At 56.6% G+C, this 6,577-nt stretch carries 4 protein-coding genes, 5 pseudogenes and 1 other annotated feature; of the genes and pseudogenes, 5 read left to right on the forward strand and 4 right to left on the reverse strand.

The genetic code is table 11. The annotated features are described in order from the left end of the window. Positions 1 to 646: pseudogene (locus ACWB12_RS05475) on the reverse strand (IS3 family transposase); the annotation flags it as partial. Then, positions 304 to 412: a sequence feature (AL1L pseudoknot), on the reverse strand. (Overlaps the previous pseudogene by 109 nt.) Between ACWB12_RS05475 and ACWB12_RS05480 the strand changes: the two are divergent. Continuing rightward, positions 640 to 771 (forward strand): annotated as a pseudogene (locus ACWB12_RS05480) (transposase domain-containing protein); the annotation flags it as partial. The pseudogenes ACWB12_RS05475 and ACWB12_RS05480 sit on opposite strands and share 7 nt — an antisense overlap. Here ACWB12_RS05480 and ACWB12_RS05485 read toward each other — a convergent pair. Then, positions 759 to 1,250 (reverse strand): LysE family translocator, encoded by a 492-nt coding sequence (locus tag ACWB12_RS05485; protein WP_479529060.1) that lies wholly within the window; start codon positions 1,248 to 1,250, stop codon positions 759 to 761. The pseudogene ACWB12_RS05480 and the gene ACWB12_RS05485 overlap by 13 nt on opposite strands. A 14-nt stretch (positions 1,251 to 1,264) precedes the next feature. Continuing rightward, positions 1,265 to 3,025 carry a serine protease gene (locus ACWB12_RS05490; RefSeq protein ID WP_479529061.1) on the reverse strand — a complete coding sequence of 587 codons (1,761 nt, stop codon included), beginning with the start codon at positions 3,023 to 3,025 and terminating at the stop codon, positions 1,265 to 1,267. A 166-nt stretch (positions 3,026 to 3,191) separates the two neighbouring features. Between ACWB12_RS05490 and ACWB12_RS05495 the strand changes: the two genes are divergently transcribed. Continuing rightward, a complete protein-coding gene (locus tag ACWB12_RS05495) occupies positions 3,192 to 4,601 on the forward strand; it encodes a pyridoxal phosphate-dependent decarboxylase family protein (protein ID WP_479529062.1) in 1,410 nt (469 codons plus the stop codon). A gap of 275 nt (positions 4,602 to 4,876) precedes the next feature. Here ACWB12_RS05495 and rfbA read toward each other — a convergent pair whose 3' ends face one another. Beyond that, entirely contained in the window at positions 4,877 to 5,764 is an 888-nt protein-coding gene (gene rfbA / locus ACWB12_RS05500; RefSeq protein WP_479529063.1) for a glucose-1-phosphate thymidylyltransferase RfbA, read from the reverse strand. Between the two features lie 76 nt (positions 5,765 to 5,840). Here rfbA and ACWB12_RS05505 point away from each other — a divergent pair. The 3 pseudogenes from ACWB12_RS05505 to ACWB12_RS05515 form a co-directional block, all read left to right on the forward strand. Next, a pseudogene (locus ACWB12_RS05505) lies at positions 5,841 to 6,161 on the forward strand (Tn3 family transposase); the annotation flags it as partial. Beyond that, a pseudogene (locus tag ACWB12_RS05510) lies at positions 6,103 to 6,408 on the forward strand (acyl-CoA transferase); the annotation flags it as partial. The pseudogenes ACWB12_RS05505 and ACWB12_RS05510, both read left to right, overlap by 59 nt. 69 nt (positions 6,409 to 6,477) lie before the next feature. Next, positions 6,478 to 6,577 (forward strand): annotated as a pseudogene (locus ACWB12_RS05515) (phage tail tube protein); the annotation flags it as partial.

A 6,577-nucleotide genomic window follows, 5' to 3' on the forward strand; every position in this document is an offset into this window, starting at 1 on the left:
CGGAACTTCCGGTTCACCTTGTCTTTGGGGCATGGCTGGCCCTTATCCGGCACGGTCGTTTTCTTTACCTTTCCGCGAATAACACCTTGAATATCAAGGCGTTTCATCAACCTAGCCACGGTGCAACGTGCGATACTGAGCTCCTCACGTTGTAGTTGATGCCAGATTTTTCGAATGCCATAGACCTCATTGTTCTCTTCCCAGACACGTTTGATCTCAGGGCTAAGAGCGGCGTCCCGTTTGGCGCGATCCGAGGCCAAGTCTGGGTTTTTGACGATGGCTGCATGCGCATAAAATGTAGATTGGGCGATTGGCAAAACCTTGCAAACCGGCTCGACTCCCAAGCTATTTCGATGTTCTTCTATGAAGGCAATCATCGCTTGAACGGGCGGGCGAGCTCCGACCCACTGCCCGGCAGGTGATGCTTTGCATCACTGAGAGGAGGCGCAAAATATGCTGAGGCCTTGCGCAGGATCTCATTGGCTTGGCGCAGCTCTCGGATCTCGCGTTCCATTGCCTTGATCTTGGCGCGCTCATCGGAAGTTTGGCCGTCTTTGCGGCCGCTATCTATGTCCGACTGGCCAATCCAACGCCTCAACGTGTCCCTGCCGCACCCAATCTTAGGGGCGATGGCAATGATCGCTGATCAAGACCTGCAAACTGAACAAAATCGAACCGCACAGCTACCTGACCGGCGTCCTCACAGCCATCATCAATGGGCACAAACAAAAGCACATCGAGCAGCTGCTATCGTGGAACTACGCCGCATAGGTGGGACCAAAGCAGCGCTTACGAAACAGTTGCGACCAAATAGGGCCAGCCCCCGCCACCACAAATTGCGGCAGAAGCGCTAGAAAGAAGATAGCAACTTTGGGGTTCAGCAGTGCCACAACCACGCCCTGCTTAAAGATAGGCATGAATGCGGGATCGGTTTTAATCCCGTCCGATATAAACCCGCTACCGTCGGAGCGAAGGGCGGCAATGCCCAGCCAGATCAGATAGGCGGCGCCGGCCCATTTCACCATAGAAAATGCCACAGCAGATGTTGCCAGAATGGCCGACAACCCTGCTGCTGCCATCAACACATGGCCAAAAGCACCGGTCCAGATGCCCGCCATCGCGGCAAAGCCGGATTTGCGCCCGCCCCGCACGGTTTGGCCAAGGATAAACGCGATGTCGGGACCGGGGGCGAGGTTCAGTATGACCGCCGCCGTCAGAAAAGTGGTCCAGTGCAATAGGGTGTTAGTCAAACATGGCGTAGCCCTCAATTCCAGCAGCTGACAAGCACCGTTATATTGGTGCCGATAGTGGTTAGATCCTCGGGGGCCATAGCACCACCAGGTTGGGATGCCGAAATGGTTACGCCGTTTTCGGCCAATGCTGCGCCCATTGCCTCGGCGCTGATGGCAAAGCTGACTTCGTCTGGCAGACGTTGACCGTTGCCTTGCGTTTTGGGCAACAGCATTCCCAACACATTACCTGTCATATCAAGCACCGGCCCGCCCGCGTCACCATCCTGTGCATTGACCGCAAGGCGGCGCAGTTCTGCTTCGCCTTTCAAGCCGCGAATATCGGCGAGTTTGCCAAATGTCATTGTGGCCGCCCCTAGCGCGCCCTCATAGGAGTAGCCAGAAATGGCGACCTCGGCATTGATCCGTGGAACTGTGGTGCGGAAGTTGGCGTGACTGGAGGGCGAGAGAACTTCCAGTGGGGACAGCAGGGCGATGCCCAGTGTTTTATCGGTAAAGGAAACTTCGGCATCATAGGTGTCGTCCAGCGAAATGCGGGTGCAGTTTTGCACGGCTTCAAGCGTGGTCAAAACCCGTCCGCCAGCATCGACATAAAACCCCGAGCGCGAAATCGCGGGTGTGCGAACTTCCAGACCGGCCACCAGATCAATGCGTTGATCCGGCGATGGCTCGCCCAATGTTTCGTCAAGTGCGGTATCCCCGAACGGTTTGAAGCTGGCCTTCATTTCGTCAATCACCCGGCCACGGCGTTTTTCATCGCCTGTGGGCCAGATCAGGGTGAACCCCTTGACCATCCCGCCCTTTAGCGCGGCATAGGTGTAGGACTGGATGTTTTCATCCTGTCCCGTCAGGACGAAACTGTTGTCGCGCCGGTTACGATCGCCTTCGGTCGGGACAATCGCCAGCGTTTGCATGATGTCATAAAGCCCAAACAATGTGGCCTGATCGCCGGCCTGCGAAATCAGCAACACCCGCACGCCGTTGTCGGTTTTGGACCGGTAATGCACAAAGGGGGGCTCGTATTTGTCAAACTCGACCAATGCCGTTGGTATGTTGATCTCGATGCCGGCGGCCTGTTCGCGCATAGGGGCCAGACCAAGACCCGCAAGGATCGCGTTATAGGCTGTGATTAATTCGCTACGTTGTTTGGTGGTCAGAATACCGGTTTCTTCATAGCCTTTGGCGGCCTGATACGTGGCCATCGCGCCGCGTGTGCCGCGCCCGAATGCCCCGTCGATGGTGGACGTATAGAACCCCTCCCATTGCAGCGCGACCTGCAGCAGTTTGCGTTCGTCGCGGGTTAGCTGGGCTTCGGCCTTGCGGGCTTCACGCGGGGTTTCGTCGCTGGGGGGTAGTGGGGGCGGTGGCGCAACTACCGTTGGCTCTACCACGGTTGTTTGGTCTGTTGTTTCGACGGGATCAGCCACAGGCGGCTGATTGCGAGTATCTGCCCCGATTGGCCAAAATTGTTGGCGAAATGCAGCGCCATCCACCACAAAACTGTCACGCGGGATCAGGTTCTCGCGGCGCAATTGCACGCGGTGGGCTTCGGCGCCAGCCTCGGTAAATGGTCCCAGCGCAATGGCATACCAGCCCGACCCGATGGAAAACCCGTTCACGTTCTGGAAAACACCGGCATAGGCGCGGGCGCGCTCGGTGCCTTCACGCAGGCTTGGTTGAGCCTCGATCTGGATCCACGATGATTGTTGTGCGTTGGCAGGCCCAGATAGGACCGAAAAAAATGCTAAAAATACCCAAACGAAAAACTGTCTCATATTCCCCCTTGTTCGCACGAATGATCTGTTGTGCGATTCTTTCCCTCTAATTAACGACAACAGGCGCGGTTTGCACCCCAAAATTACGTGTGCGCCAAATGGTTGGCACTGGTTTCTTGCGCCTGCAGTTTCATGCTAGCAGGGAAGAGAAGCAAAGGATTTCCAAATGGCTGACTCGCTTGATCCCGAAAACTGGACTGAAACCCGCGTTGCCGCGCATAAAATGCTGGAGGCGGCACTGGACAAGATGGAAGGTGCAGCCAATGGTCCCGTCTGGCGGCCCTTACCGGACGAGATGAAGTCAGGTTTACGAATGCCCCTGCCGCAGCAAGGGATGGGGGTGGATGCGATGCAGCGAGTGGTGCAAGCGCTGCTGCCCTATGGCGTGGGCAACACACATCCGCGATTTTTCGGCTGGGTGCATGGGGCGGGGTCCACCAGCGGGCTGATCGCCGATATTGCGGCGGCCGCGATGAACGCCAATCTGGGCGGGCGGAATCATGGCGCGATCTATGTGGAGCAACAGGTGGTGGCATGGGTGCGTCAGATGTTCGGGTTTCCTGACGAGACCAGCGGATTGGTGGTGTCGGGCACATCAATGGCGACGATCATTGCGCTAAAAGTGGCGCGGGATGCGGCATTGGGTATAACGACGCGTGGGGCGGGTGTCGGTGCGCATCGGTTGGTAGGCTATGCCTCAAGTCAGGCGCATAACTGCGTGGCGCGTGCGTTTGATCTGTTGGGCTTGGGGCTGGATGCTTTGCGCAGCGTGCCGGTGAATTCAGCCTATGAAATGGATGTGGCCGCACTTGAGGCGATGATTGCCAAGGACCGCGCGGCGGGTCATCAGCCGTTCCTGATTGTCGGCACCGCTGGCAGCGTCAATGTGGGAGCGTTTGATGATTTGGCTGCCTTGGCGGATTTGGCGGCGGCGCAGAGGATGTGGCTGCATGTCGATGGTGCGTTTGGCGCGGCGGGGGTTTTGGCAGATACCTTGCGGCCACGGCTGAAAGGGATTGAGCGGGCAGATTCACTGGCGTTTGATTTCCACAAATGGCTGCATGTGAATTATGACGCGGGGTTTGTTCTGGTCCGTGATAGTGCGGCGCATCTTGCGTCGTTTTCCAGTCGGCCCGATTACCTGCAAGGGGCAACACGCGGTCTGGCGGCGGGCAACCCGTGGCCGGTGGAATACGGGCCCGAATTGTCACGCGGGTTTCGGGCCTTGAAAATATGGGCGCAGATTGCGGAACATGGCACCGAGGCGCTGGGGGAGATGATTTCCAAGAACTGCGCACAGGCGCAACTTCTGGCGAGGCTGGTCACGGCGCATCCTGACCTGACCTTGCTGGCCCCTGTGGCGAGCAGCGTTCTTTGTTTCCGATATGGAACCAAAGATGAAGTGAATCGTGAGATTGTTGTGCAATTGCAGGAGAATGGCGTGGCTGCGCCGTCGGTCACAACGCTGGACGGGCAGGTGGCGATACGGGTGAATATCACCAATCACCGGACAAGGGATGGTGATATGGAGGTGTTGGTGGATGAGGTGGTTCGGGTTGGAGCTAACCTCAATTGATTTACAGCTTACAAGCGAACTTATCTGCTCACTAAGCCCATCGTAGAATGTTCTTCAACTATAAAACTCTCGAAAAGATTGGACTAAATGTCTGTTTTTTGAAGGACTACCCCTGAAATTTTACCGCTGAATCAGTCCCAATAATTAAGTCGACATCTAAGATATTGAAATACATTTCGGACGAAATACCATTCGATAATGAGGGTGATTTTCGAAGGGCGATTGTGTCAACGGAGGCGTAAAAGTAGGCCAATTACTGAGTGCGGCGTTCCGCTTCAATCTTTCAACAATCCTATAAGATATTGACCATAGGTGTTTTTCTTAAACAACTCGGCGCGTGCCATTAGCTGATCACGATCGATCCAGCCTTGACCATAGGCGATCTCTTCGGGGCATCCGGCCTGCATGCCTTGTCGATCCTGAAGGGTGCGCACAAAGTTTCCAGCATCCAGTAGGCTGGCGTGGGTGCCTGTATCGAGCCACGCATAGCCGCGCCCCATCTTTTGCACAGTCAGGGTTTTGTCATGCAGATACATTTCCAGCAAGGTGGTGATTTCCAGTTCGCCCCGTTCCGACGGCTTTACTGTGCGGGCACGCGCAGGTGCCGTGCCATCCAGAAAATACAGCCCCGTCACCGCGAAATTTGACGGGGGTTTTTCGGGCTTTTCGATAATTGCCTGCGCAACACCTTGATCATTAAAATCGACAACGCCGTAACGCTCGGGATCAGCCACATGATAGCCGAACACAGTTCCACCCACTGCCTGTTCATTTGCTGCCATCAGGATTTCGGGCAACCCGTGGCCAAAGAAGATATTATCGCCCAGCACCATGACCGATGGCGCGCCATCCAGAAAACCCTCGGCCAATATATACGCCTGTGCCAGACCATCGGGTGAGGCTTGCACGATATAGGTCAGGGCCAGACCCCATTGGCTACCATCGCCCAACAAGCGGACGAATTGTGATTGGTCCTCAGGGGTGGTGATGATGGCAATCTCGCGGATACCGCTGAGCATCAGCACAGATAGCGGGTAAAATACCATCGGTTTGTCATGGATCGGTAACAGCTGTTTTGAGACGCCCATGGTGATGGGGTAAAGCCGGGTTCCTGAGCCTCCAGCAAGGACAATACTGTCAACGGCGGAGTAAAAGCCGGCCAGATGGCGGCGTAAAAGCAGGCCACTCGGCGACCGGGTATTTTATGTCTGGAGACAACAGCTGCCTTGACCGGTGGGTCTGCTGGATGCCGACATGCAACGCCGCGCCCAGATCGGTCTCAACAAAGGTGAATCTCATCACGCTTTAAAGAACGCGCTGCGAATTGGACGGCAAGGTGAAATACGAGACCGCACAGCTGAGGGGCAACATTACCGCATGGCGGGGCTCAACTTGCTTGCAGCCATCATTATCTATTGGAACACAGATCAGCTTGGTAAGGCCGTCGCACAGCGCAAACGCGCAGGGCTGGATTGCCCGGCCGACCTCCTAGCACACATATCGCCCCTCGGATCCGGGAACACCGGAGGTGACGTTGTCGCCGGTGCAATATCACTTTGAGCATCGTGCCGAGGTCGAGGTGATCGTGCAGGGGAAGACTCCGGCTGACCGCGACGCCGCGTTTGACGTGTTGTTGGCAGAACTGGCCATCACCATCACGGCCGACCGAACCCTCGGCGGGTTCTGTGACTGGGTCGAGGCCAAAGCCCCGCAGCCGGTCGATCTACCGGTGGAAGGGGCGGAGGCGCTGAAAGCGGCCATCGTCCCCGTCATTTTGACCTACACCACGGCCGATCCATTGGGATGACCCCCATGGGCTGACCCCGTGGAATGACCCCAGTGGGATGACCCCCACCACCAAACAAAGGAATACACTATGGCACGCGCACAAGGCGCGCGGTCGCTGATGGCGGCTGCGTATGAGACGACTTATGGCACCCCGCCGCTGAGCGGATACATGCAGATGCCGTTCGCCA

Source organism: Profundibacter sp., from assembly GCF_056498605.1.